21 protein-coding genes are annotated in these 23,033 nt (G+C 70.9%); 16 read left to right on the top strand and 5 right to left on the bottom strand.

Annotated features, from left to right (window positions below; all coding sequences use genetic code 11):
• The first annotated feature begins 105 nt into the window (after positions 1-105).
• From OG352_RS09965 to OG352_RS09915, 11 genes are all read left to right on the top strand, one after another.
• Positions 106-1,296, top strand: coding sequence for a Gfo/Idh/MocA family protein (locus OG352_RS09965; RefSeq protein WP_329223774.1), 1,191 nt, complete (start codon positions 106-108; stop codon positions 1,294-1,296).
• Positions 1,296-2,150 carry a PmoA family protein gene (locus OG352_RS09960; RefSeq protein WP_329216092.1) on the top strand — a complete coding sequence of 285 codons (855 nt, stop codon included), beginning with the start codon at positions 1,296-1,298 and terminating at the stop codon, positions 2,148-2,150. The genes OG352_RS09965 and OG352_RS09960 overlap by 1 nt, the downstream gene beginning before the upstream one ends.
• Complete coding sequence (locus OG352_RS09955; RefSeq protein WP_329216091.1) at positions 2,147-3,736, top strand: glycoside hydrolase family 43 protein; 1,590 nt, start codon at positions 2,147-2,149, stop codon at positions 3,734-3,736. The genes OG352_RS09960 and OG352_RS09955 overlap by 4 nt, the downstream gene beginning before the upstream one ends.
• Before the next feature lie 59 nt (positions 3,737-3,795).
• Positions 3,796-5,136, top strand: a complete 1,341-nt coding sequence (locus OG352_RS09950; protein WP_329216090.1) for an ABC transporter substrate-binding protein — start codon at positions 3,796-3,798, stop codon at positions 5,134-5,136.
• A 93-nt stretch (positions 5,137-5,229) separates the two neighbouring features.
• Entirely contained in the window at positions 5,230-6,048 is an 819-nt protein-coding gene (locus OG352_RS09945) for a rhamnogalacturonan acetylesterase (protein WP_329216089.1), read from the top strand.
• A gap of 37 nt (positions 6,049-6,085) precedes the next feature.
• Positions 6,086-7,399 carry a pectate lyase family protein gene (locus OG352_RS09940; RefSeq protein WP_329216088.1) on the top strand — a complete coding sequence of 438 codons (1,314 nt, stop codon included), beginning with the start codon at positions 6,086-6,088 and terminating at the stop codon, positions 7,397-7,399.
• 104 nt (positions 7,400-7,503) lie between these two features.
• Entirely contained in the window at positions 7,504-8,652 is a 1,149-nt protein-coding gene (locus tag OG352_RS09935; protein WP_329216086.1) for a pectinesterase family protein, read from the top strand.
• A 4-nt stretch (positions 8,653-8,656) separates the two neighbouring features.
• Positions 8,657-9,697 (top strand): pectinesterase family protein, encoded by a 1,041-nt coding sequence (locus OG352_RS09930; RefSeq protein ID WP_329223773.1) that lies wholly within the window; start codon positions 8,657-8,659, stop codon positions 9,695-9,697.
• Positions 9,684-10,859, top strand: a complete 1,176-nt coding sequence (locus tag OG352_RS09925; protein WP_329216084.1) for a dienelactone hydrolase family protein — start codon at positions 9,684-9,686, stop codon at positions 10,857-10,859. The genes OG352_RS09930 and OG352_RS09925 overlap by 14 nt, the downstream gene beginning before the upstream one ends.
• A gap of 207 nt (positions 10,860-11,066) precedes the next feature.
• Positions 11,067-11,864, top strand: coding sequence for an HAD family acid phosphatase (locus tag OG352_RS09920; protein WP_329216082.1), 798 nt, complete (start codon positions 11,067-11,069; stop codon positions 11,862-11,864).
• Positions 11,865-12,017: 153 nt separating this feature from the next.
• Positions 12,018-13,172, top strand: a complete 1,155-nt coding sequence (locus OG352_RS09915) for a right-handed parallel beta-helix repeat-containing protein (protein WP_329216081.1) — start codon at positions 12,018-12,020, stop codon at positions 13,170-13,172.
• An 89-nt stretch (positions 13,173-13,261) separates the two neighbouring features.
• Here OG352_RS09915 and OG352_RS09910 read toward each other — a convergent pair whose 3' ends face one another.
• Positions 13,262-14,137, bottom strand: a complete 876-nt coding sequence (locus OG352_RS09910; protein WP_329216080.1) for a hypothetical protein — start codon at positions 14,135-14,137, stop codon at positions 13,262-13,264.
• Positions 14,134-14,703, bottom strand: coding sequence for a SigE family RNA polymerase sigma factor (locus tag OG352_RS09905; RefSeq protein ID WP_329216079.1), 570 nt, complete (start codon positions 14,701-14,703; stop codon positions 14,134-14,136). Before OG352_RS09905 ends, OG352_RS09910 begins: the two co-directional genes overlap by 4 nt.
• Positions 14,704-14,961: 258 nt before the next feature.
• Here OG352_RS09905 and OG352_RS09900 point away from each other — a divergent pair, with 258 nt between their 5' ends.
• A complete protein-coding gene (locus tag OG352_RS09900) occupies positions 14,962-16,362 on the top strand; it encodes an NCS2 family permease (protein ID WP_329216077.1) in 1,401 nt (466 codons plus the stop codon).
• A 93-nt stretch (positions 16,363-16,455) separates the two neighbouring features.
• Here the strand turns inward: OG352_RS09900 and OG352_RS09895 are convergent, their stop codons facing one another.
• The 3 genes from OG352_RS09895 to OG352_RS09885 all read right to left on the bottom strand — a co-directional run bounded on the left by OG352_RS09895 (position 16,456) and on the right by OG352_RS09885 (position 19,262).
• Positions 16,456-17,910: a peptidoglycan D,D-transpeptidase FtsI family protein gene (locus OG352_RS09895; protein ID WP_329216075.1), complete on the bottom strand. Its 1,455-nt coding sequence runs from the start codon at positions 17,908-17,910 to the stop codon at positions 16,456-16,458.
• A 101-nt stretch (positions 17,911-18,011) separates the two neighbouring features.
• On the bottom strand, positions 18,012-18,485 hold the full coding sequence (locus tag OG352_RS09890; RefSeq protein ID WP_329216074.1) for a GNAT family N-acetyltransferase: 474 nt from the start codon (positions 18,483-18,485) through the stop codon (positions 18,012-18,014).
• Positions 18,486-18,488: 3 nt separating this feature from the next.
• Positions 18,489-19,262 (bottom strand): IclR family transcriptional regulator, encoded by a 774-nt coding sequence (locus OG352_RS09885; RefSeq protein ID WP_329216073.1) that lies wholly within the window; start codon positions 19,260-19,262, stop codon positions 18,489-18,491.
• A 121-nt stretch (positions 19,263-19,383) separates the two neighbouring features.
• Between OG352_RS09885 and OG352_RS09880 the strand changes: the two genes are divergently transcribed.
• From OG352_RS09880 to OG352_RS09865, 4 genes are all read left to right on the top strand, one after another.
• On the top strand, positions 19,384-20,913 hold the full coding sequence (locus OG352_RS09880) for an aldehyde dehydrogenase (NADP(+)) (protein WP_329216072.1): 1,530 nt from the start codon (positions 19,384-19,386) through the stop codon (positions 20,911-20,913).
• Positions 20,914-21,017: 104 nt separating this feature from the next.
• Positions 21,018-21,626, top strand: a complete 609-nt coding sequence (locus OG352_RS09875) for a DUF1349 domain-containing protein (protein ID WP_329216070.1) — start codon at positions 21,018-21,020, stop codon at positions 21,624-21,626.
• Positions 21,627-21,687: 61 nt separating this feature from the next.
• On the top strand, positions 21,688-22,191 hold the full coding sequence (locus tag OG352_RS09870) for a GNAT family N-acetyltransferase (RefSeq protein WP_329216069.1): 504 nt from the start codon (positions 21,688-21,690) through the stop codon (positions 22,189-22,191).
• Positions 22,192-22,295: 104 nt separating this feature from the next.
• Positions 22,296-23,024, top strand: a complete 729-nt coding sequence (locus OG352_RS09865; protein WP_329216068.1) for a DsbA family oxidoreductase — start codon at positions 22,296-22,298, stop codon at positions 23,022-23,024.
• Positions 23,025-23,033: the final 9 nt, after the last annotated feature.

Below are 23,033 nucleotides of genomic sequence, written 5' to 3'. Positions count from 1 at the left end.
GATCGACAGCGCCGCGGTGGCCGACCGCGAGGTGGCACGCGGTGCGGGCGCAGGGAGGATCCCATGAGCAACGCAGGCAACACGGGCGGCACCGGTCCTACGGGTATGACGGGCACCGCAGACACCACAGGCACCGCCCTCCCCGTGGTCCTCGCGGGTGCGCGTGGCCATGGCCGCTGGCACCTGGACAACATCCGACGGCTCCAGGACAAGGGGATCGTCCGGCTGGCGGGCATCTGCGAGCTGACCCCGCTGGCCCCGGCCGAGATCCCCGAGGGCCTCGGCGCGCCCGAGCAGTCCGCCGACTTCGGCGCGCTGCTCGACTCCACCGGCGCCCGGATCGCCGTCGTCTGCACCCCCATCCCCACCCACACCGACCTGGCCCTGACCGCGGCCCGCAAGGGCGTGCACCTGCTCCTGGAGAAGCCGCCCGCGCCCTCCTACGCCGAGTTCCGCCGGATGGCCGACGGGGTCGCCGAGGCCGGCGTGGTCTGCCAGATCGGCTTCCAGTCGCTGGGCTCGCACGCGGTGCCCGCGATCCGGAGGCTGATCGGCGACGGGGTGATCGGCGAGGTGGCCGGCGTGGGCGGCGCCGGTGCGTGGGCGCGCGCCGAGGCGTACTACCGGCGCGCTCCCTGGGCGGGCAAGCGGCGGCTGAACGGCGTCGACGTGATCGACGGGGCGCTCACCAACCCGCTCGCGCACGCCGTCGCGACCGCCCTCGCGCTGGCCGGCGCCACCCGCGCCGAGGACGTCACCGGCATCGAGACCGAGCTGGCGCACGCCAACGCCATCGAGTCCGACGACACCTCCTGCGTCCGCGTCAGCACCGCCGACGGCCGTCGGATCGTCGTCGCGGCCACGCTGTGCGCCGAGGACCCCGACGACCCGTACGTCGTCGTCCACGGCAGCCGCGGCCGGATCACGTACTGGTACAAGCAGGACCGCGTCCTGCTCCAGCGCGCCGGGCACGGCCCCGAGGAGTACGAGTACGGCAGCACCGACCTGCTGGAGAACCTCGTCGAGCACCTCACCGACGGGGCCGAACTGCTCGTACCGCCCGCCGCGACCGAGTCGTTCATGCGGGTCGTCGAGGCGATCCGCACGGCCCCCGACCCGGTCCAACTGCCCGACGACGCCTGGCACCTGCTGCCCGGCGAGGACCGCAGGGCGGTCCCCGGCATCGACGGGCTCGTGGCGGCCGCCGCCGACACCCTGGCCCTCTTCTCCGAACTGGGCGCCCCCTGGGCGACCCCGACCGCGTACCCGGAAGATCCGAAAGAGGTGAGCACCTGATGACGGCCCAGGCACCCGACTCACCGGTCGTCCTGCGCGTCGCGGGCCGCCCGGTCGGCCGCTACGTCACCCGGCCCGAGCTGCCCGCCCGGCTCTCCCCGCGCCCCTACCTGCACCCCGTCACCACCCTGGCCGGCACAGCGGTCACCGAGCTCGGCCCCGCCGACCACATCCACCACCTCGGCGTCGGTGTAGCCGTACCCGACGTCGAGGGGCACAACTTCTGGGGCGGCCGCACCTACGTCCGCGACCAGGGACCGACCGAGCTGGACAACCACGGCGCCCAGCGCCACGGCTCCTTCCAGCTCCGCGACCCCGACGGCTTCGTGGAGGAGCTGCGCTGGGTCGCCGCCGGGGCCGAGCTGCTGCGCGAGCGCCGTACGGTCGCGGCAACCGAACTCACCGACACCGCCTGGGCGTTGGACTTCACCTTCTCCCTCACCAACGTCACGTCCGCGCCGCTGTCCATCGGCAGCCCGGCGACGAACGGCCGCCCCGGAGCGGCCTACGGCGGCTTCTTCTGGCGGGCCCGCAAGGAGGCCGGGGCCCCGCGGGTGTTCACCGCCGACGCGGAGGGCGAGGCGTCGGTGCACGGTGCCCGCGCGGACTGGCTCGCCCTGGCAGGCGCCGGCTGGACGCTCGTCTTCGCGGGCGCCACCGGGACCACCCGCCGCGACCCCTGGTTCGTGCGCACCGCCGAGTACCCGGGCGTCGGCTCCTCGCTGGCCTCGGCGGAACGGCTGCCCATCCCGCCCGGCGAGACGGCCGTACGCCGCGTCGTCACCGTCGTCGCCGACGGCCCGCTGGACCGGGACGAGGCGGCGGCGCTGGTCCGGAAGGCGGTCAGCCAGTGACGCGGGAGACGTACACGAACCCGGTCCTGAACGCCGACTGGTCCGACCCGGACGTCGTGCGGGTGGGCGACGACTTCTACCTCACCGCCTCCAGCTTCGGCCGCGCTCCCGGACTGCCGCTGCTGCACTCGCGCGACCTGGTCAACTGGACGCTGGTCGGCCACGCCCTCGAACGCCTCGAACCAGCAGCCGAGTTCAGGGTGCCGCGCCACGACTGCGGTGTCTGGGCACCCGCGTTGAGATGGCACGACGACCGCTTCTGGATCTTCTGGGGCGACCCCGACCAGGGCATCTTCCAGGTCAACGCCCCGGAGATCAGAGGCCCTTGGAGCCGCCCGCACCTGGTGAAGGAGGGCAAGGGGCTCATCGACCCCTGCCCCCTCTGGGACGACGAGACCGGCGAGGCCTACCTGGTCCACGCCTGGGCCAAGTCCCGCGCGGGCGTCAAGAACCGGCTCACCGGCCACCGGATGCACCCCGAGGGGACGTCCGTCCTCGACGAGGGCAAAGTGATCGTCGACGGCGACCGCATCCCCGGCTGGTTCACCCTGGAAGGGCCGAAGCTCTACCAGCGCGACGGCTGGTACTGGATCCTCGCGCCCGCCGGGGGAGTGGAGACCGGCTGGCAGGGAGCCTTCCGCGCCCGGGACTTCTTCGGCCCGTACGAGGCGCGGATCGTCCTGGAACAGCGGGACACCCAGGTCAACGGCCCCCACCAGGGCGGCTGGGTGCGCACCCCGTCCGGCGAGGACTGGTTCCTGCACTTCCAGCAGCGCGGCGCGTACGGCCGGGTCGTCCACCTCCAGCCCATGCGCTGGGGCGCTGGGGGCACCTCCCGCTCATGGGGGTCCCCCCGCTCGAGCGAAGCCGAGAGTGGGGGAGGAGCCGAGAGTGGGGGAGGCTGGCCGGTGATCGGCGACGAGGGCGCCCCGGTCCTTGAGCACCGGCGGCCCGACCTGCCCGCGCAGCCGTCCGCCGCGCCCGCCGCCGACGACGACTTCCCCGGCGGACGCCTCGGCCGCCAGTGGTCGTGGACGGCCAACCCCCAGGACGGCCTCGCGCCCCAGCACTCCGCCGACGGATTACGCCTGACCTGCGTACGGACGGCCCACGCGCACGACCTGCGCACCCTGCCGAACGTCCTCACCCAACGACTGCCCGGCCTCCCGTCCGCCGTCGAGGTGGAGCTGCGGCTGCACAGCGAGGAGCCGGGCGCCCGCGCCGGACTCGCGGTCCTCGGCGACGCCTTCGCCTGGATCGGCCTCCAGCGGGGAGCCGACGGCGCCGTCCACCTCGTACACCGCTTCGCCGAACCGGTGGCGGAGAAGGAACGGGACGCCGCCCACCCACGACTCGCCCCCGAGGGGCGGGCCCGGCTGCGGATCGAGATCGGCGCGGGCGCCCGCTGCCGTTTCGCCTACGACGTCGGCGACGGCCCGCACCCCTCCGGCCCCGTCTTCGCCGCCACCCCTTGGCGCTGGGTCGGCGCCCTGCTCGGCCTCTTCGCCCTCGCACCCGTCGGGACCGGGCACGCCGGGGCGGCCATGTTCGACGAGTTCCGGATCAGACCTCTCGACCCTCACTGACCCCCCACACGCGCACACCTTCATGTCTCCGCCTGGATCCAGAAGAAGAGAGCCGACATATGAAGAGCAGCATCCGCAGCAGCAGACGTGCCGTCCTGGCCGTCGCCCTGGGCTCCGTGCTCGCGTTGACCGCCACCGCCTGCGGCGACGACGGCAGCGGCGCGGCGGGGGACAAGGGAGGCGAGGGCTCCGCCAAGGGGGAGATCACCTTCTGGGACAACAACGGCGGTGTCCGTACCGACATCTGGAAGGAGATCATCGCCGACTTCGAGAAGGCGAACCCCGACATCAAGGTCAAGTACGTCGGGATCCCGGCCGCGAGCGCCCAGTCCAAGTACGACACCGCCATCCAGGGCGGCGGGCTGCCCGACGTCGGCGGCGTGGGCACCGCGATGCTCGCCGAGGTCGCGGTCCAGGGCGCGCTGGAGCCGCTGGACAGCCGCCTGGCGAAGAGCGCCCTCAAGGGCAAGCTCAGCCAGAACCTCCTGGACAGCAGCCGGGCGGCCGGCGGCGGCGACGCGCTGTACCAGATACCCACCTCGTCCAACAACGGCACGCTCTGGTACCGCACCGACCTCTTCGAGCAGGCCGGCCTGGACGCGCCGACCACCTGGACGAAGTTCTACGCGGCCGCCGACAAGCTCACCGACAAGGACAAGAACAGGTTCGGCTTCACCATCCGCGGCGGCGAGGGCTCCATCGCGCCCGCCCTGGACGCGGCGTACAGCCAGTCCGGCGTCGACACCTTCTGGAACGGCGACAAGACCACCGTCGACGACCCGAAGCTCGTCGCCGCGCTGGAGAAGTACGTCGCCCTGTACAAGAAGGACACCCCGTCCGCCGACGTCAACAACGACTTCACCAAGATGGTCTCCCAGTGGGACAGCGGCAGCATCGGCATGCTGAGCCACAACCTCGGCTCCTACCAGGACCACCTGAAGGCGCTGGGCGCGGGCAAGTTCCGGGGCATCCCGAGCCCGACCCGGGACGACGGCAGTCGCGTCCAGGTCTCCAACCCGGTCGACGGGCTGAGCGTCTTCAAGCCCGGCAAGAACAAGGCGGCGGCCTGGAAGTTCGTCGAGTTCGCCGTCTCGCACGCGGAGAACTCCAAGTACAACCGGTCCGCCGGGCAGATCCCCGCCAACACCGAGGCCGCGCAGGACGAGTGGATCCAGAAGGCCGAGCCGACGAAGCTCGCCGCCGAGGCCCTCAACGGGGCCGACACCAAGATCGTGCAGTTCCCGTACTACCTGCCCGACTGGAACACCATCTCCAAGGCCGACAACGAGCCGAACTTCCAGAAGATGCTGCTCGGGAAGATGAGCGCGAAGGACTTTCTGGGCACGTTGGCCAAGCAGCTGAACGCTGCGCAGGCCGACTGGAAGAAGAACAACGGATAGCTCGGGTGGTTTCGGTTGCGGGGCGACTGCGGGCCGGTTGTTGCTGGTCGCGCAGTCGCCCCGCGCCCCTAGAGGAACAAGAGGTGCAGGTTCGTGTCTCTTACCCGTAGGCAGGTCACCTCGGCGGCGCTGTCCGCCGTCCCCCTCGGTGTCGCGGCGGCCGGTACCGCCCGTGCCGGGGGACGCAAGCGAACGATCTACATCGCCGGTGACTCCACCGCCGCGCAGAAGTACTCCGACGCCGCCCCCGAGACCGGGTGGGGAATGGCGCTTCCGTTCTTTCTGCACGAGGACCGGCCCGTCGCCAACCACGCGGTGAACGGGCGCAGTTCGAAGAGTTTCGTCGACGAAGGCCGGCTCGACGCCGTCCTCGCCGCGATCCGGCCGGGCGACTTCCTGCTGATCCAGTTCGCGCACAACGACGAGAAGAACACCGACCCGACCCGGTACACCGAGCCCTGGACGACGTACCAGGACTACCTGCGGATGCACATCGACGGCGCCCGCGCGAAGGGCGCGCGGCCGGTGCTCGCCACGCCCGTCGAGCGCCGCAGGTTCGACGCCGAGGGGACCGCCCAGCCGACGCACGGCGAGTACCCCGCCGCCATGCGCGCGCTCGCCGAGTCGGAGCGGGTGGCGCTGCTCGACGTCCAGGCCCGGTCGCTCGCGCTGTGGCAGGAACTCGGGGTCGAGGAGACGAAGACGTACTTCAACTGGACGCCGACCGAGCAGGACAACACGCACTTCAATCCCCCGGGCGCGATCGCCGTGGCGCGGCTCGTCGCAGGGGAGCTGCTGCGGACACGGGTGCTCGCGCCGTGTGACGTCGTCCGGCTGCACGACGAGATCCCCACGTCCTGGATCACCTGGCCCGCGCGGCTCTCGGCACCGCTGTCGTCGCCGCCCTCGTAGCACCGCACCGCTCTCTCATCCAGAGGAGACCCGCACAGTGCCTACACAGATATGTCATGGACGCGTCATAGCCGCCCTGGTGGGGTGCACCGCGCTGGCGCTGACCGCCACCGGCACGGCCTCCGCCCACGCCGTCTCCCGCGACCTCGGCCGGCAGGTCCTGGCCACGGGCGACGGCTGGGGCTCGTACGGGACCGGGACGACCGGCGGATCGGCCGCCGACGCCGCCCACGTCTACACCGTCACCACCTGGGCCGGATTCAAGGCCGCCCTCGCCGCCGGCGGCAGCGCGCCGAAGATCATCAAGGTGAAGGGCGTCATCGACGCCGTCGCCGAGGGATGTGACGCCTTCGCCGCGCCCGGCTACGACTTCGACGCCTACCTCGCCAAGTACGCGCCGCAGACCTGGGGACTGGACACCGACCTGAGCGCCGAGCCCGACGACAGCCCGGAGGGGCTGCGGCGCGCCTCCGCCGCCGCCCAGGACAAGGCCATCAAGGCGAACATCCCCGCCAACACCACCCTCGTCGGCATCGGGAAGAACGCCGGGTTCAAGGGCGTCAGCCTGCAGATCAAGGCCGTCGACAACGTGATCGTCCGCAACCTCGCCTTCGAGTCGCCCATCGACTGCTTCCCGCAGTGGGACCCGACCGACGGCTCCAGCGGCAACTGGAACTCCGAGTACGACACCGCCGTCGTGTACGGCTCCACGCACGTCTGGCTGGACCACAACACGTTCACCGACGGCACGCACCCGGACAGCGCCGCGCCGACCTACTTCGGCATGCTCTACCAGCAGCACGACGGCGAGTTGGACATCGTCCGGGGCGCCGACTACGTCACCGCCTCCTGGAACGTCTTCACCGAGCACGACAAGACGATCCTCATCGGCAACAGCGACAGCGAGTCGACGGCCACCGGCGACCGGGGGCACCTGAAGGTGACGTTCCATCACAACCGGTTCTCGGACCTGGTCGAGCGTGCTCCACGCGTCCGCTTCGGCCAAGTCGACTCCTACAACAACCACTTCGTCGGAGACGACTCCTTCGCCTACAGCTTCGGCATCGGCAAGGAGTCCCAACTCGTCGCCCAGCACAACGCGTTCACGCTGCCGCCGGGGGTCAGCGCGGCCAAGGTGCTGAAGCGGTGGAACGTGTCCCCGGTCACCGCCGACGACAACTACGTCAACGGCAGGCTCACCGACCTGATCGCCGTGCACAACGCGGAGATCCCCGGTGAGGTCCTGCAGTCCGGCGCGGGCTGGACGCCGACCCTGCGCACCAAGGTCGACCCGGCGCGCGCGGTCCCGCGCATCGTCGACTGCGGCGCGGGCGCCGGACGCCTGGGCTGACCCGACGGACACCCCGACGGCCGGGGCGGGCGGCACCCGTCACCCGCCCCGGCCCCCTCCGCAGAGCCGCAGAGCCGCGAGCCGCACTGCCAAGGAGCACCCGCATGCCCTCACCCCGACACCATCTACGTCACCCCCAACTTCCCCTCTCCAGACGGGGGTTCCTGGCCGCGACCGCCGGTACGGCCGCCGCCCTCGGCCTGGCCTCCGCGCCCGCGCGGGCAGCCTCCGCCCGGCGCGGTCCGTTCGGCCGCCACGGGTCGCCGACCGCCCGCCGCACCCCGAAGACCCTCTACGTCGACCCGCTCGGCCGGGGCGACTTCACCTCCGTCCGCGCCGCCGTCGCCGCCACCGCAGGCAGCGGCTGGACCCTCGTCCTCGCACCGGGGGTGTACCGGGAGACGGTCGCCGTCGACGTCACCCGCACCGAGGCCACCTGGATCGGCGCCTCCGGGGACCCCCGGGACGTCGTCATCGTCTACGACAACGCGGCCGGCACCCCCAAGCCCGGCGGCGGCACCTACGGCACCACCGGGTCGGCCACCACCACCGTGCAGGCCGACGGCTTCACCGCCCGCTGGATCACCTTCGCCAACGACTGGCTGCGCGCCGACCACCCGGAGATCACCGGCACCCAGGCCGTCGCCATCAAGGTCCAGGGCGACCGCTCCGCCTTCCACCACTGCCGCTTCCTCGGCCACCAGGACACCCTGTACGCCGACTCGATCGCCCTCGGCGCCTTCGCCCGCCAGTACTACGCGCACTGCTACGCCGAGGGCGACGTCGACTTCGTGTTCGGCCGGGCGACGGCCGTCTACGAGCACTGCCACTTCCGCACCCTGAACCGCACCGACCTGGCCGCCGCCCCCTACGGCTTCGTCTTCGCACCCTCGACGGCGGCCGCCAACCCGCTGGGATACCTGGTCAGCCGCGGCCGGATCAGCAGCGAGGCGCCCGACGCCGCCTACAAGCTGGCCCGCCCCTGGGTGCCCAGCTCCGACACCACCGCCCGCCCCATGCTCACCGTCCGCGACACCCGCCTCGACGCCGGCCTCGACGCGGTCGCGCCCTACACCGACATGTCGGCCTCCTTCCCCTGGCAGCAGCAGCGGTTCGCCGAGTACCGCAACACCGGGCCGGGAGCCGAGATCACCGTCCCCGGCAACCGCCCCCAACTCACCCGCGAACAGGCCGAGTCGGCGACCCGCGAGACCTACCTCGGCAACTGGCGGCCCTGGCAGGGGGAGGCTTGAGATGCTGCGCCGACGCACCCTCCTCGCCGGGCTCACGGGCGGCGCCCTGATCACCGCAACGCGCGCCGCGACACCCGCTTTTGCCCACTCCCGCCATGTCCTGCACGTCCGTCCCGGCGACTCCCTCCAGGCCGCCGTGGACGCCGTCGACGGACCCGGCCGGACGATCGTCGTACACCCGGGAACGTACCGGGAGGTCGTCAACATCCCTGCCGGCAAAAGGGAGTTGACGCTGTGCGGTGCGAGCCGCGACGCACGCGCCGCCGTCCTCGTGTACGACAACGCCAACGGGACGCAGAAGCCCGACGGGTCCGGCACCTACGGCACCGCGGGCTCCGCCACCCTCACCTCCGCCGCGCCCGGCCTCACCGTCCGCGACCTCACCCTCGCCAACGACTGGCTGCGCGCCGACCACCCGGAGATCACCGGCACCCAGGCGGTAGCCGCCTATGTGACCGGCGACCGCACGCACTTCGAGAACGTCCGGCTGCTGGCCCACCAGGACACCCTCTTCGCGGACACGACCGCGCTGGACGCCTTCGACCGGCAGTACTTCCACCGCTGCTACATCGAGGGCGACGTCGACTTCGTCTTCGGGCGCGGCCGGACCGTCTTCGACGCCTGCCACTTCCACACCCTCCAGCGGGACGTCGCCTTCACCCCCAAGGGCATGGTCTTCGCCCCCGCCACCGCCCGCGCCAACCCCTACGGCTTCCTCGCCCTCCGGGGCCGGATCACCTCCGGCGCCGAGAACGCGGCGTACAAGATCGCCCGGCCCTGGGTGCCGTCGTACGAGACGACCGCCTGGCCCTCGCTGGTCGTGCGGGACACCTGGATCGGTCCCGGGACCGACGCGGCGACCCCGTACGTCAACATGCGCGACGCCTACCCGTGGCAGACCATGCGCTTTCGCGAGTACGGCAACTCCGGTCAGGGCGCGGTGATTTCGGTGCCGGAAAACCGGCCGCAACTGACCGCCGAGGAGGCGGTCACCCACACCCGGCGGACGTATCTCGGGGACTGGAGGCCGTATGAGCGCCCGTGACCCGGCGACGACGGCGGCGGTGGGGCGGCGGGCGTTCGTGGTCGGCACCGGGGCCGCCCTCCTGGCCGGGGCTGCCGCCACCGCCGACGCGCAGGCCGCCGTCGTGGACGGGCCGCTGCCCGACTTCCACCCCGCTCTCAACGCCGAGCTGACCTTCCCGCTCGCCTGGGGAAACTCCCCGATCCGCGACTTCCGCGCCTGGCGCCGGGCCGCCCGCGCCAAGGTCGAGGAGCTGTTGATCGTCGGCCGGGAGGACCGGACCCCGTACGCCCCCGAGTTCACCGGCCGACGTCAACAGGACGGCTACACCAGCGAGTTGGTGACGCTGTCTCTCACCCACCACGAACGCGTCCGGGCCGCCCTCCTCACCCCGGACGGACCCGGCCCCTTCCCGGCCGTGCTCCTCCTGCACGACCACGGGGCGAAGTTCGACATCGGCAAGGAGAAACTGGTCCGGCCCTGGTACGACGACACGCGGCTCGTCTCCGCGCAGGCATGGTCGCAGAGGTACTTCAGCGGACGGTTCGTCGGCGACGAACTGGCCCGGCGCGGTTACGTCGTCCTGTGCGCGGACGCCCTCGGCTGGGGCGATCGCGGCCCCCTCGCCTACGACCAACAGCAGGCCCTCGCCGCCAACTTCTTCAACCTCGGCTCCTCGCTCGCCGGGCTCATGGCCCGCGAGGACGCCCGGGCCGCCGGTTTCCTGGCCGGCCTCGACCGCGTGGACGGGGGCCGGATCGCGGCCGTCGGCTTCTCCATGGGCGCCTTCCGCGCCTGGCAGACGGCCGCCCTCAGCGACGACCTCGCCGCCGCGGCGGCCGTCTGCTGGATGACCGGCCTCAAGGACATGATGGTGCCCGGCGACAACACCCTGCGCGGGCAGTCCGCTTACTACATGCTCCACCCCGGGCTTCCCCGGTTCCTCGACTTCCCCGACGTGGCGAGCATCGCCACACCCAGGCCGATGCTGTTCCTCAACGGCGGGCTCGACCCGCTGTTCCCCGCCGACGGCGTCCGCGCGGCCCACGACAGGCTGCGCACCGTCTGGCGGTCCCGGCACGCCGAGGAGCGGTTGCGCCTCACGACCTGGCCCGACCTCGGCCATGTCTTCGTCGACCGCATGCAGGACGAGGTCTTCACCTGGCTCGACACCGTCCTGTGAACCACCGCTCGAGAACTCCAACACCGGCGCGATCGTCCTCAACCGCACCACCGTCTACGCCAACCTGACGGGCCGGTGGGCCCGGCCGGCCGCTGGGCCACCCGGGTGCCCGATCCGGCCACTTGACCTGATTTTTGCCCGCCGAAAGGGTATCGATAGGGCAACGGGTCTCGCGCTCACCCACGTGACGCGCGTAGAAAACGTGTCATGCATAAGCCACTGCGCATCGCAGCCCTCGCCGCAGCCTGCGCCGTCGTCGGCGCCGCCCTGTACGGCGCCGGCGCGGCGACGGCCGGCCAGTCCACGGCCAACTCCACCCACGAGCCCTACAACATCGGGCTCCTGGTGAAGGACATCGACACCTACTACGGCACCACGCTGGACGCGAACGGCGTCTACCAGGCGTCGTCGACCAGCCCGTACGCGAAGGACCTCGCGAGCCTCGACAAGGCCGCGCGGAAGTACATCGACCAGGCCGCCCGCAAGGCGGTCAAGAAGGGTGAGAAGCCCGCGGTCGTCTTCGACATCGACGACACGCTGCTGCTCAGCCTCGACTACGAGAAGAAGACCAACTACACGTACAACTCGACCACTTGGGCCGACTACGTGGCTCAGGCGAACCGCCCGGCGGTCTTCGGCAGCCCCGAGCTGGTGCGGTACGCCGACTCCAAGGGCGTCACGGTCTTCTACAACTCGGGCCTGAAGGAGTCGCAGCGCGCCTCGGCCGTCGAGAACCTGAAGAAGGTCGGCGCCGACGTGAACCTCGACGCCGCCCACATCTTCCTCAAGGACGCGGTCAACCCGCCGTCCTACCTGAGCGCCTGCGCGACGCCGGGCACCTGGACCTGCACGACGGTCCAGTACAAGGCCGGTACGCGCAAGCACATCGAGGACGACCTCGGGTACGAGATCATCGCCAACTTCGGCGACCAGTACTCGGACCTCGAGGGCGGTCACGCCGACAAGAAGTACAAGCTCCCGAACCCGACGTACTTCGTGAGCTGACGCACCGCCGCCGTCCGGCGAAAAGTTTCGATCTGTTTCGCGTGGACGCGGCAACCCTTTCCGGCCATGGCGGCGACTGGGGTGCAGAAACGGGCCGGGGTAACCCCCTCCGGCCCGTTTCGTACTATTTGCCCCAGTGAAAGGAGCGGCCCCGTGCGTTTGAGCACCGGACGTCACCGCAGGACGCGCACCCTCTCGATCGCCGCCGCGGTAGCCGTCTCGGCGGGCGCGGGCGGCGTCTACCTCGGCCTGTCGAACGGCGACGCCCAGGCCGCGTCGTCGACGGTCACCGTGTCCACCACCGCGCAGTTGGAGTCGGCGGTGAAGAACGCGGTCGCCGGCACCGTCATCCAGGTCCGCGCCGGCACCTACTATCCGACGGCCACCCTCAAGTCGACGGCCAACGGCACCAGTTCCGCCCCCATCACGCTCCAGGCCTACGGCAGCGAGAAGGTGCGGATCGACGGCTCCGAGCTGCCCGCCGGCTCCTGGCTCGCCGGGATCTACGGCAGCTACTGGACCGTGCAGAACCTCACCTTCCAGTCCTCCCCGGCCCAGGGCTTCGTCGTCACGTCGTCGACCGGCGGCATCTTCAAGAACCTGGTCACCGCGAACAACGGCGACTCCGGTTTCACCCTGCGCGGCGACAACACGGTGAACAACCTCGTGCAGAACCTGGACAGTTACGGGAACTACGACGCGGCCGGGCACGGCCAGAACGCGGACGGCATCGCCATCAAGTTCGGCTCGGGAACGGGCAACAGGATCACCGGCGCGCGGCTGTACGACAATTCGGATGACGGCCTCGACCTGTGGCAGTTCTCCACGCCGGTCACCATCGAGCACTCGTGGGCCTTCGGCAACGGCAGGAACCGCTGGAACGACTCCGCTTTCGAGGGCAACGGGAACGGGTTCAAACTCGGCGGCGGGGGAGTCGCGGTGGCGCATGCCGTCAACAACAACGCCGCCTGGGACAACTCGTTGAACGGTTTCACCGAGAACTCCAACACCGGGGCGATCGTACTCAACCGGAACACCGCCTACGCCAATGCGCAGACGGGTTTCTACTTCGCCACCGGTAAGGCCCGGCTCGCCCAGAACCTCGCGGTGGGCAACAAGGGCGGGCCGGACAAGCTCGGGCCGTCCGCCGTCTCCGCCGCCGACAACTGGGACGGCGGGGTGTCCACACCGGCGTTCAGGTCGACGGACGCGACCACCGCGTACGGCTCCCGGCAGGGCAGCGGGGCGTTGCCGTCGACCACGTTCCTGACGACGGGGTCGACGACCATCGGTTCCACCATGAACTGACGGTGGCCTTTGAGGGCTCGGGTTCTGCGTGACCGACCGCACGGAACCCGCGCCTGTGAGTAAGCGAACGCAAAGCCCTCAGTAGTTTTCTACGAGTCGCCCTCGTTGTCCCCGTCGCCCCCGTGGGCGGCGAAGTCGCCGCCCACAGAGCCCTGTTGCTTAGCCGACCGGCCCGTGACCGCGTAGGTGTCGCCCTTGGCGTCCCGGCCGCCGCGGTCGTGGTTGTACTGCCCGGCGAACACCCACTCGCCCTTGGCGATCGTACGGCCCGGCTTGAGCACCCAGGTGTAGACCAGGAAGCCGTTCCGCTCGGCGACCGTGAGGGTGAAGTCGCCCTCGGGCAGGGAACGCCAGGCGCCCGCCGACGAGACCCCGCCGGTCTGCGCGACCTTCAGCTGCACGGTGAGCCCGGTGAGCGCCTCGGACGTCTTCAGCGTGACGTCGCTCTGCGCCCAGAAGTCGTTGCTGTGCGGGTCGACCGAGCCGTCCGACCACAGCGGGCCGTCCTCGGTGTCGCCGGTCGCCGGCAGTTCGGCGGCGGGCGCGGCGGGCGTCGCCGGTGAGGTGCTCGGCTTCGCCGGGTCCTTCGCGCCGCCGCCGGAACTCGGCGTGGCCTTCGGCGAGGCCGGCGGGCGGCTCGTCGCGTCCGGGGACTCGACCGGCGGCGACGACACGGAGACCGTCTGCTGCGCCGGGGCGTCGTCCTTCACGGCGGACGCCACCGCGTAGCCGCCGGCCCCGAGCATGCCCGCGACCGCGGCCGTGGCCCCCACGATCCGCACCCAGCCCCACAACGGGGGATGGGCCGCCCGGTGATCGGACCACTCCTGCCCCTGCCCCTGCCCCTGCCCCGCCATGCCGCGCTCGACCCGGGCCAGGATGCGCGCCCGGTCGGGCTCGTGCGCTCCGGCCGCCTCGTGCAGCCGGGCACGCAGCTCGTCGTGCCCGTCCCGCCGCATCCTCATCGGTCCCTTCCCGAGGCCGAGGCCTCACCGGTGCGCACCATCGCAGGCATCGTGAGCGGAGCCCCCTTCGCGCCGAGCAGCTTCTGCAACTCGGCCATCCCCTTGGAGGTCTGGCTCTTCACCGTACCCACCGAAACCCCCAGGGCGAGCGCGGTGTCCTTCTCCGAGAGATCGAAGGCGTGCCGCAGCACCACACAGGCCCGTTTGCGGAACGGAAGTCTGCGCAGCGCCGACTGGACGTCCACCACGCCCGCGACGTCCGGGTTCTCCGTCTTCTCCTCGCGCTGCGACCAGAACAGGGCGATCCTGCGGCGCTCCCGGACGGCGCTGCGGATGCGGGTGCGGGCCAGGTTGGCGACGACGCCACGGGCGTACGCCACCGGATGGTCGGCCGCGCGCACCCGGTCCCAGCGGTTCCACAGCGCGAGGAGCGCGTCCGCCGCCAGGTCGTCGGCGGCGTCCGGCTCGCCGGTCAACAGGTGGGCGAGACGGGACAGTTCCGCGTAGTGACGGTCGAAGAAGGCATGGAATTCCACGGAGGCGGCGTCGTCGACGACTGTGCCCACGGGTGACCTCTTCTCGATGCGCCTGTGCGTTTCCTGTGGATTCGACGGGGATGTCCCGAGGAGGTGGCCGGGACGAGATCGGGAAGCGTAGCAGTGGCTCGCCGCCTGGTTTAGTACGGGGGTTCGAACATCCTGTGGCGGGCCGACCGAAAGCGGAACCCGATTCCGTAACACGGCGAAAACCTGAAGACGGTTCAACACGGGAACAATCCAGCCAGCATCCGCACACGATCATCCAGGCAGCAGGGAGCAGCGCACGTGGAAACCGTCGACCGGTTTTTCAAGATCTCCGAACGGGGGTCCACCTTCGGCCGGGAGATACGCGGCGGCTTCGCCACGTTCTTCACCATGGCCTACATCCTCGTCCTGAACCCGATCATCCTGGGCAGCGCCAAGGACAAGTTCGGGCACCAGCTCGACACCGTCCAACTCACCACCGCCACCGCCCTGGTGGCCGCCGTCATGACGATCATCATGGGCGTCGGCGGCAACCTGCCCCTCGCGCTGGCCGCGGGCCTCGGCCTGAACGCGGTCGTCGCCTTCCAGATCGCCCCGCTGATGAGCTGGGACGACGCGATGGGCCTCATCGTCCTCGAAGGGCTGCTGATCTGCGTCCTGGTGGTGACCGGTCTGCGCGAGGCCGTCATGCACGCCATCCCGCAGCCGCTCAAGCAGGCGATCAGCGTCGGCATCGGCCTGTTCATCGCCTTCATCGGCTTCGTCGACGCCGGCTTCGTCAGCCGGATCCCCGACGCCGCGAACACGACCGTGCCCGTGCAGCTCGGCGGCACCGGCACCCTCTCCGGCTGGCCGATCCTCGTGTTCTGCCTGGGCGTGCTGCTGACCATCGGACTCCTCGCCCGCAAGGTCAAGGGCGCGATCCTGATCAGCATCGTCACCATGACGCTGCTCGCGATCGTCATCAACTCGACCGCAGACATCAAGTCCTGGGGCCTGACCACGCCCTCCTGGCCCGACAAGATCGTCGACACCCCGGACTTCGGGCTGATCGGTCACTTCAGTCTGTTCGGCGCCTTCGGCCAGACCGGCGTCATCACGGTCGTCCTGCTGATCTTCACGCTCATCCTGTCCGACTTCTTCGACACCATGGGCACGGTCGTCGGCATCAGCGCGGAGGCCGGACTGCTGGACGACAAGGGGCAGGTGCCCAACCTGGGCCGCGTGCTGCTCATCGACGGCGCGGCGGCGGTCGCGGGCGGCGCGGCCTCGTCGTCCTCCGCGACCTCCTACATCGAGTCGGCGGCCGGCGTCGGCGAGGGCTCGCGCACCGGCTTCTCCAACGTGGTCACCGGCGGCCTCTTCGCCCTCGCCCTGTTCCTGACCCCGGTCCTCACCATCGTCCCGCTCCAGGCGGCCGCCCCGGCCCTCGTCGCCGTCGGCTTCCTGATGATGACCCAGGTCAAGGGCATCGACTGGGACAAGTACGAGATCGCCATCCCGGCGTTCCTCACCATCGCCGTGATGCCCTTCACCTACTCGATCACCAACGGCATCGGCGCGGGCTTCGTCGCGTACGTCCTCATCAAGACGGTGCTCGGCAAGGCGAAGGACGTGCACTGGCTGTTGTGGGGGGCGTCGGCGCTGTTCCTCGTGTACTTCGCCATCGACCCGATCGAGCAGGTGCTCGGCGTGAAGTGAGGTGCGCTGCGCGACCGGCTGCGGGTTTGTCGTGGCTGGTCGCGCTCGCGCGGCGGAGCCGCATATCGATGCGGCCTCGCGTCCCTTGGTGGGTTACGTCAGCGCTGCTTTCATCATGGCCCTTGCTACCGGGGCCGCCAGGCCGTTGCCGCTGACCTCGGAGCGGGCCGCGTCCGACTGTTCGACCACGACCGCCACGGCGACCTCCTTGCCGGTCGAGTCGGACTTGCCGTAGGACGTGAACCAGGCGTACGGCGCCTTGCTGTTGTTCTCGCCGTTCTGGGCCGTGCCCGTCTTGCCGCCGACGGTGACGCCGTCGATGAGCGCGTTCGTGCCCGTGCCCTTCTCTACGACCGTCTGCATCGCCGACCGCAACTGCTCGGCGGTGGAGGAGCTGACGATCCGCGTGGTCGACGCCTCGTCGTCGTAGTCCTTGAGTACGTCGCCGCCGCTGTCGGTGATCTGCGCGACCATGTGCGGCGAGACCAGCTTGCCGCCGTTGGCTATGGCGGCCGGCACCATGGCCATCTGCAGCGGGGTCGCGGTCACGTCGAACTGGCCGATGCCGGTCAGGGCCGTGGACGACGCGTCCATGCCGGACGGGTACACGCTCGCGTACGCCCGCACCGGCACGTCCTGGCTCTCATCGTTGAAGCCGAACTTCTCGGCCATCGCCCTCAGTTTGTCCTGCCCGAGCTGGACGGCCATGTGCGCGAAGACGTTGTTGCAGGAGTACTGCAACGCGACCCGGATCGTGGCGTTCTCACAGGGCGCGGACGTGTTCTCGTTCTTCAGGACCGTCCGCGTGCCCGGCAGGGTGTACGGGTCCTCGCTGTCGGTCTTCTCGTCCACCGACGCGTACAGCCCGTCCTCCAGCGCTGCCGCCGCCACGACCAGTTTGAACGTGGAGCCCGGTGCCAGCGGCTGGCGCAGCGCCCGGTTGGTGAGCGGCTTGTCGGAGTCCGCGTTCAGCTTCGTCCAGGCCGCCTGGGCGGTGTTGGCGTCGGTCAGCGACGACGGGTCGTACGACGGCGTCGACACGACCGCGAGGATCTGGCCGGTCGTCGGATCGATCGCGACGGCCGCGCCCTTCTTGTCGCCGAGCGCGTCGTACGCCGCCTTCTGTACGTCCGGATCGATCGTGGTGAGCACGTCGCCCGGGTCGGCCCGCTTGTTGGTGACCGTGTCCAGTGCCGTCTTCAGACGGATGTCCGTGCCGTTGAGCAGGTCCGCGTAGATGCCCTCGAGCTGGGTCGGGGCGTAGCTCTGCGAGGCGTAGCCCGTCACCGCCGCGTACAGCTCGCCGTCGGTGTACGTGCGCTTGTATCTGAGGTCGCCGTCCGACGTGACGGCCGAGCCGGTGATCGCCTTTCCGGCCACGATGATGTTCCCGAGCGGCTCCGCGTACGTCAGAATCGCGTTGCGCCGGTTGCCCTTGTCGTCTGCGAGTGCCTGGCCCTCGTAGAACTGCACCCACGTCGCCCGGAGCAGCAGGGCGAACACGAGCAGCAGCGCGAAGACCGAGGCGCGCCTGATCGTCTTGTTCATTGCGTCAGAAAGACGAACGGGAAGCGATCGATCGTTCCCATCCGCCCGGATTTCTCATCGTCTGTTCATCTGACGCCCGCCCGTCCGGGGCCGGTTCGGATTCAGGGCTCCAGTCGCAGGACGAGCTCCTCGACGTCCTCCCCGCGCGCGGGGGCGTACCCCGTGGCCCGCGCGGTCGTCCGGAAGCCGCACTTGTGGAGGACCCGCAGCGAGCCGGCGTTGTCCGCCGAGGTCCGGGCGAACAGCGGGCGTTCCCCGACCTCCGCCAGCAGCGCGCGCAGCGCGGCCGTCGCCACGCCGCGCCCCCAGTAGGCGCGGTCCACCCAGTACGTCACCTCGCGCTCGCCCGGCTCCCCGTACACGGACGCGTGGCCGATCACGTCCCCGTCGGCCAGGACGGTCCGTACGACCACGTCGGCCGAGGCCCGGATCCGCTTCCAGCGGGCCTCGAAGACGTCCCGGTCGGCCGGCTCCTCAGGGGTGAACGCTGCCATCCACAGGGCCTCCGGGTCGTTGAGCTGCCGGTAGAACACCGGCACGTCGCTGTCGTGTACCGCGCGGAGTACGACCTGCATCGTTCAGAGCCTCCGGGTCGCCAGGGTCAGCCGGTCGCGCGCGTCGAACAGCGCGTCCTTCACCATCTGCTCGTGCGCGGGCGTCAGCCTCGCCACCGGCACCGAGCAACTGATCGCGTCCCGGGCCGGCGTGCGGTACGGGATCGCCACGCCGAAGCAGCGCAGGCCCAGCGTGTTCTCCTCGCGGTCCACCGCGAAACCCTGCTCGCGGACCTGGCGCAGCTCCTCTATGAGCTTCTCGCGGTCCGTGATCGTGTGCTCGGTCAGCGCCGGGAGCGTCTCCGGGAGCATCTTGCGGACCTGCTCGTCGGGGTAGGTGCTCAGCAGCGCCTTGCCGAGGGAGGTGGAGTGGGCGGGCAGCCGCCGGCCGACCCGGGTGAAGGGGCGCAGGTAGTGCTGGGACTGGCGGGTGGCGAGGTAGACGACGTTCGTGCCGTCGAGCCGCGCCAGGTGGATGGTCTCGGTGGTGTCGTCCGAGAGCCGGTCCAGGGTCGGTCTGGCCGCCGCGACGACCTCGTCGCCGTCGATGTAGGAGGTGCCGACGAGCAGCGCCCGTACGCCGATGCCGTACCGCGTGCCCGTCGCGTCCGTCTCCACCCAGCCCAGCTCCACCAGCGTGCGCAGCAGCATGTAGAGGCTCGACTTGGGATACCCGACGGCCTCCTGGACCGCCGCGAGGGAATGCATACCGGGGCGTCCGGCGAAGTACTCCAGCAGCTCAACCGTCCGCACCGCGGACTTGACCTGAGCCCCGCCCCCCGTTTCGCCAGCCGCCATCGCCTTTGACCCCTTCGTTCGACGAGAAGCTGAAGTTATAGTCTCGACAGCATATTCACCATCCGAGACAGCGTTCAGCATATCGAACAAGGCTGATGCAGAGCATGTGAAGGGACCCGCGGTGGCAGCAGCACCAGTCTGGAGTGTCGACCCCCGTAACGGGAAGCAGCGGGAACAGGTCGCGGTGGAGGCCACGGCCGAGGAGGTCGACACCGTCGTCCGTGCCGGGCACGCCGCCCGCGGCTCCCTCGCCGACCGCACCGTCCGCGCCGCGTTCCTGCGCTCCGCCGCCGACCGGCTCCAGGCGGCCAAGGACACGCTGGTCGAGGTGGCCGACGCGGAGACCGCGCTCGGCCCGGTCCGGCTGAACGGCGAGCTCGCCCGCACCTGCTACCAACTGCGCTCGTTCGCCGACATCGTCGACGAGGGCGCCTTCCTCGACGTCGTCATCAACCACCCCGACGGCGCCGCCACCCCGCCCATCCCCGACCTGCGCCGCTACAAGGTGCCGCTCGGCGTGGTCGCCGTGTACTCGGCGTCCAACTTCCCCTTCGCCTTCTCCGTCGCGGGCGGCGACACCGCCAGCGCGCTCGCGGCCGGCAACCCGGTCGTCGTCAAGGCCCACCCCGACCACCCGGCGCTGTCCGAGCTGGTCGCCAAGGTGCTGCGGCACGCCGCCGCCGAGCACGGCATCCCGCAGGACGTACTCGGGCTCGTGCACGGCTTCGAGGCCGGCGTCGAGCTGATCAGGCACCCGCTGGTCACCGCCGCCGGTTTCACCGGCTCCATCCGGGGCGGGCGGGCGCTGTTCGACGCGGCCGCGGCCCGGCCGGTGCCGATCCCCTTCCACGGGGAGCTGGGCTCGCTGAACCCCGTCGTGGTGACGGAGGCCGCCGCCGTCGAGCGTGCCGAGGAGATCGGCGCCGGGCTCGCCGGGTCCATGACCATGGGCGTCGGGCAGTTCTGCGTCAAGCCCGGGCTGGTCCTGGTGCCGTCCGGCGCGGCCGGCGACGGTCTGGTCAAGTCGCTGACCGACGCGGTGAGCGACACCGACGCGGGCGTGCTGCTCGACCACCGGATGCGGGACAACTTCATCGCCGGGGTCGCCGAGCGTGCGGAGCTGGCCGACGTGGAGTCGCCGGTGACGCCCGGCGCGGGCGGGGAGCACACCGTCAGCGCGGGGTTCCTGACCGTGCCCGCGGCCCGGCTCGCCGCCGAGGGGGCGCATGACCTGCTGCTGGAGGAGTGCTTCGGGCCGGTCACCGTCGTGGCCCGCTACGAGGACGAGGGCGAGGTCAAGGCGGTTCTGTCGCGGCTGCCGGGCAACCTGACGGCGACGGTCCAGCTGTCCGACGGGGAGGCCTCCGGCGAGGGGCGCGGTGCGGAGATCCTCGCCGAGCTGACTCCGCTCGCGGGGCGCGTGCTGGTGAATGGATGGCCGACTGGTGTCGCCGTCGCGCCGGCTCAGCATCACGGTGGTCCGTACCCGGCGACGACGTCCACGTCTACTTCTGTGGGCGGTACGGCGATCGAGCGGTGGCTGCGGCCGGTCGCCTACCAGAATGCTCCTGCTGCGCTGCTGCCTGTGGAGCTCCGGGACGAGAACGAGCTGGGGCTTCCGCGTCGGTTCAACGGGCGTCTGGAGCGGTAGCGCTCCGCTTGGGTGCGGGTTTGTTGCGGGTGCGGGTCCGTCGTGGCTTGTCGCGCAGTTCCCCGCGCCCCCGGGGGGATGCGCTCACCCGCGATAATCGGGTTATGGACGTCTCGCTTCCCGAACTGCCTTTTCCCCTCCGTACCTATGGGCCCTCCGGGCACTGGTCGCATGAGGACGGGGTGTTGACCGGTTGGGCCGGGCCCCGGCAGGACCGGTTCGTGCCGCCCACGGGGGAGGCGCTGGACCCCGCCGCCGACGCGCCCCGGCTGCTGGGGGCGCCCGAAGGGGACTTCCAGCTCATCGCGCGCGTCACCGTGGGGTTCAACTGGGCCTTCGATGCGGGGGCGTTGTACGTCCATGTCGGTGAACGGGCCTGGGCCAAGCTGTGCCTGGAGTACTCCCCGGACGTGGCGACCGTCTGCACGGTGGTCACCCGGGGACACTCCGACGACGCCAACTCCTTCACCGTGGAGGGCAGTTCGGTCTGGCTGCGGGTGAGCCGCACCGGTCGTGCCTTCGCCTTCCACGCCTCCCGGGACGGCAAGCGCTGGACCTTCGTCCGGCTGTTCACGCTCGGCGAGGAGAAGGAGACCGGCGCGGCCCTCATCGGCTTCATGACGCAGTCGCCGATGGGAGAAGGGTGCGTCGTGACGTACGACCACCTCGAGTTCAGGACCGAGTGGCCGGACGACCTGAGAGACGGAAGCTGAGCAGGCGGGCGCGGTCCGGCCGGCGGGAACCGGCGTGACGGCCCGACGCGTCCTGCCGTGCATGATCGAAGAGCGCCTGACCGGAAACCGGGTGATCCGTACCGCCGTGCCCGCCGAGGCGGAGGCGGTCGCCGCGCTGCACGCGCGCGCCCGGGCGACCTACTACCCGGACGGGGTCCCGCAGGACGGCACCGACTGGCTCGCGAACTGGCGCACGGCCATCGAGCGGCCCGACGGCCAGGTGCTCTGCGTCGTCGAGCAGGGGCGGATCGTCGGCCTCGCCTCGTTCCGTACGCCGGAGGGCTCGGCCGCCGACACCGTCAAGCTGTTCCAGTTCCACGTCGACCCCGGCCACTGGCGCGGCGGCATCGGTACGGCCCTGCACACGGCCTGTGTCGAGCAGTGGCGGGCGGACGGCCGGCGCACGGCCGTGCTCGACGTGCACGTCGACAACCGGCGCGCCCAGGCCTTCTACGCACGTCAGGGCTGGTTTCCTGACCCGCGGAACCCGCCCGCCGAGGATGATCACCATCTCTTCCTGTGTTTCCCGGTGAGCGGGGAGTGAACGAGCCGAAACCTGACGGGCGGGGAATGAAACCGGCCGCTTGAACGTTCACACACCAGGCGGAGGGAGTCTCCGTACCCGTACGACCTGGAGAGAGCCGAGACATGCGCGTCGAGATCTGGAGCGACATCGCCTGCCCCTGGTGCTACGTGGGCAAGGCCCGCTTCGAGAAGGCGCTCGAGGCCTTCCCGCACCGCGACCAGGTCGAGGTGGTGCACCGCTCCTTCGAGCTGGACCCCGGCCGCGCCAAGGGTGACATCCAGCCCGTGCTGGCCATGCTCGGCAAGAAGTACGGCATGAGCGCGGCGCAGGCGCAGGCCGGCGAGGAGAACCTCGGTGCCCAGGCCGCCGCCGAGGGCCTCGCCTACCGCACCCGCGACCGCGACCACGGCAGCACCTTCGACATGCACCGCCTGCTGCACTTCGCCAAGGAGCACGGCCGGCAGGACGAGCTGATCCAGATCCTCTACCGGGCGAACTTCGCCGAGGAGCGGTCCGTCTTCTCCGAGGGCGACGAGCGGCTCGTCGACCTGGCCGTCGAGGCGGGCCTCGACGCGGACGCCGCCCGCACGGTCCTCGCCGACCCGGCCGCCTACGCCGACGAGGTCCGCGCCGACGAGCGCGAGGCCGCCCAACTCGGCGCGAACGGCGTGCCGTTCTTCGTCCTGGACCGCGCCGTCGGCGTCTCCGGCGCGCAGCCCGCCGAGGTCTTCACCCAGGCCCTGACCCAGGCCTGGGGCGACCGCTCCCCGCTGAAGCTGGTCGGCGGCGGCGACGGTGGCGACGGCGCGGAGGTCTGCGGACCCGACGGGTGCGCGGTGCCGCAGGGCTGAAAACCGCAG

Source organism: Streptomyces sp. NBC_01485 (assembly GCF_036227125.1).
GTDB lineage: Bacteria > Actinomycetota > Actinomycetes > Streptomycetales > Streptomycetaceae > Streptomyces.
The sequence above is the reverse complement of the archived record's forward strand: the minus strand, read 5'-3'. Positions and strand labels throughout refer to the sequence as shown.